Annotated in this window: 2 protein-coding genes and 1 pseudogene; all 3 read left to right on the forward strand. The window is 74.2% G+C overall.

Going from position 1 to position 2126, the window contains the following annotated elements; genetic code table 11:
• Positions 1-834 (forward strand): cytochrome ubiquinol oxidase subunit I (locus AB0M20_RS39975; protein ID WP_364306341.1); only part of this gene is annotated, 834 nt, incomplete at its 5' end.
• A gap of 11 nt (positions 835-845) precedes the next feature.
• Positions 846-1823: a cytochrome d ubiquinol oxidase subunit II gene (gene cydB / locus AB0M20_RS39980; protein WP_364306343.1), complete on the forward strand. Its 978-nt coding sequence runs from the start codon at positions 846-848 to the stop codon at positions 1821-1823.
• Positions 1820-2126: pseudogene (locus AB0M20_RS39985) on the forward strand (thiol reductant ABC exporter subunit CydD); the annotation flags it as partial. The gene cydB and the pseudogene AB0M20_RS39985, both read left to right, overlap by 4 nt.

Raw genomic sequence — 2126 nt, forward strand, 5'->3', positions numbered from 1 at the left:
GTCAACCTGGCCGCCTTCCCGCACACGATGGCCGGCGCGGTGATGGTCGGCGGCGCGCTGCTGCTGGCGATCGGCGTCTGGCGGCGTACCTCCGACCAGGCCTTTAGTCTCTACGCGCGGATCGGCGCCTGGCTGACGATGGCCGGCGGGGCGCTGACCGCGCTGACCGGCGACCACCTCGGCAAGGTGATCACGCAGGTGCAGCCGATGAAGATGGCCGCCGCCGAGGCGCTCTACGCGACCACCACCGGCGCGCCGTTCTCGGTCTTCGCCGTCGGCGGCCTCTCGGCCGACCGGCCGTCCGTCAGCCTCCAGATCCCGTGGCTGCTCTCGATCCTCGCCAAGGGCTCGCCCGGCGCGACCGTGCAGGGCATCAACGACCTGCAGGCCCAGTACGCCGCCGAGTTCGGCCCGGGCAGCTACGTGCCGATGATCCCGGTCGCGTTCTGGTCGTTCCGGCTGATGATCGGCATCGGCATGCTCGCGGCCCTGGTCGCCGCGGTCTACCTGTGGACGTCGCGCAAGAGCCGTACCCCACATCGGCTCCTGCTCCGCTGGCTGCCGCTGATCCCGCTGCTGCCCACCGCCGCCAACTCGCTCGGCTGGGTCTTCACCGAGACCGCCCGGCAGCCGTGGATCGCCTTCGGCATCTCGACCGTCGCCGACGGCATCTCCCCCGGCCTGACCAGCGGCGAGGTCATCGCGTCGCTGGCCGGCTTCACGCTCGTGTACGGGGTCCTGGCGGTGCTGTGGCTGCGGCTGGTCCGGCACCTCGTCCGCTCGTCGGACCCCGCGCCGGAACTCGAGCCCGCCGATCCCGTGTCCGTCTACTGAGGAGCTGTGCCGTGGTGACCTTCTGGTTCGGGCTGGTCGTGCTGGCCTGGGTGCTCTACTTCGTCCTGGAGGGCTTCGACTTCGGGGTCGGTGTGCTCGGCCCGGTGCTGGGCCGCGACGAGCACGAGCGGGGCGCGGCGATCCGCACCATCGGGCCGTTCTGGGACGGCAACGAGGTCTGGCTGGTCGCCGCGATCGGCGTGACCTTCGCCGCGTTCCCCGCCTGGTACGCCACTCTGCTGTCCGGGCTCTACCTGCCGATGGTGGCGATCCTGTTGCTGCTCGCTCTGCGCGGGGTGGCGCTCGAGTTCCGCGGCAAGTCTCCGTCGCACTGGCGGCGGGCCTGGGATGCGGTCCTGGCGGCCAGCTCCGGCGGGGTTGTGCTGCTGTGGGGCGCCGTGCTGACGGTCTTCGCGCGGGGGCTGGCCCTGTCGGCCGACGGATCGGTGGCCGGGACCGGGCTGCGGCGCAGCCTCGCGCCGCTGCTGACCTGGCCGGCGCTGCTCGGCGCCGTCCTGGCACTGGGCGCGGCGGTGCTGCTCGGGTCGACCTTCCTCGCCCTGCGCACCACCGGACCGGTCCGGCGGCGGGCGCGGCGGGCTTCCGTCCTGTCCGGCGCCGCACTGGCGACGGGTCTGTTCGCGGCGGGCGCTACCTCGTCGGATCGGCTGTTCCTCGCCGCCGGCGTCGTCGCCCTCGGCGTCGTGCTGCTGGCGCGCTCCGGCCGGGAGACAACGGCATTCACGGGTACGGCGATCGGGGTGGCCGCCGCGGTCGCCGCCGTGCTCACCGTCAACGGTGACGTGGTGCTGCCCAGCACGCTGAACGAGGCGTGGTCGCTGACCCGGTCCTCGGCGGCGGCCACACCGTCGGCGTTGCGGCTGCTCACCGTCGTCGGCCTGATCGTGCTGCCCGGGGTGCTCGCCTACCAGGCGTACTCGTACTGGGTGTTCCGCCGCCGGGTCGCCAGCGAGCGGGTCCCGTCATGAGGGGCCCGGTGGATCCGCGGCTGCTGCGCCACGCCCGCGGCGGCCGGGCCGGGATCGCCGGGCTGGCGCTGATCGGCGCCGGGCAGGCCGGGTCCGCGCTGCTGCTGGCCGTGGGGCTCACGGCAGTGGTCGCGGGGCAGCGCGGTCCGGGCATCGTGGCCGTGGCGCTCGCCTATCCGGTGCGGGCCCTGCTGGCGTGGGCCGAGCAGGCGGTCGCGCAGCGTACGGCGGCAAAGGTGACCGACGAACTGCGCCGCGACGCGCTGGCCGCCGCGCTGCGCCGCGGCCCGGCGTGGGTGGCCC

The organism is Actinoplanes sp. NPDC051633 (assembly GCF_040681735.1).
In the GTDB taxonomy this organism is placed as follows: domain Bacteria; phylum Actinomycetota; class Actinomycetes; order Mycobacteriales; family Micromonosporaceae; genus Actinoplanes.